Source organism: Pseudomonas sp. GM80, from assembly GCF_000282515.1.
Classification (GTDB): domain Bacteria; phylum Pseudomonadota; class Gammaproteobacteria; order Pseudomonadales; family Pseudomonadaceae; genus Aquipseudomonas.
In genome coordinates this window covers 1-686 of sequence record NZ_AKJD01000235.1, presented here as the reverse complement: position 1 = coordinate 686, position 686 = coordinate 1, and the positions used below count along the sequence as shown (strand labels likewise).

General features: G+C 59.8%; 1 protein-coding gene. It reads right to left on the bottom strand.

All coding sequences use genetic code 11. The annotated features are described in order from the left end of the window. The coding region (locus PMI37_RS27370) for a calcium-binding protein (RefSeq protein WP_008087461.1) at positions 1-686 on the bottom strand (686 nt) is incomplete at both ends.

The following is a 686-nucleotide window of genomic DNA, read 5'->3' as shown; positions in this document are numbered from 1 at the left end:
AGGTGTCGTTGCCGTCGCCGCCAGTCATGGTATCGGCACCGAGGCCGCCATTGAGGATGTTGTTGCTGGCGTTGCCGACGATGATGTTGTTCAGGTCGTTACCGAGCACGGTGAAAGCGCCGGCACCGTTCAGCAGAACGTTTTCGACGTTGCGCAAGCTGGTCTGGCTCATGTCGACCACGTTGGTCTGGGCCGTGGCGGCATAGGTGATGTTGAGGACATCGGAGCCTTCGTTGGCGTTCTCTACCAGCAACGCCAGTTCGCCGGCCTGATCGATGTTGTAAACATCATCGCCGTCACCGCCGATCATGGTGTCCAGACCTGCGCCGCCGACCAGGGTGTTGTTGCCGGCGTTGCCGATCAGCACGTTGTTGCCGTTGTTGCCGAAGGCCTTGATGTTGTCGGTGCCGGTGAGGGTCAGGTTCTCGAGATTGGCGCCGAGGGTGTAGGTGATCGAGGCCATGACGGTGTCGATTTCGCTGGCCAGGGTGCTGGTTTCGACCACTACGTCGCCGACGTTGTCGACGTAATAGGTGTCATTGCCCAGGCCACCGGTCATGGTATCGGCACCGAGACCGCCATTGAGGATGTTGTTGCTGGCGTTGCCGACGATGATGTTGTTCAGGTCGTTACCGAGCACGGAGAAGGCGCCTGCGCCGCTCACCAGAACGTTTTCGACGTTTTGC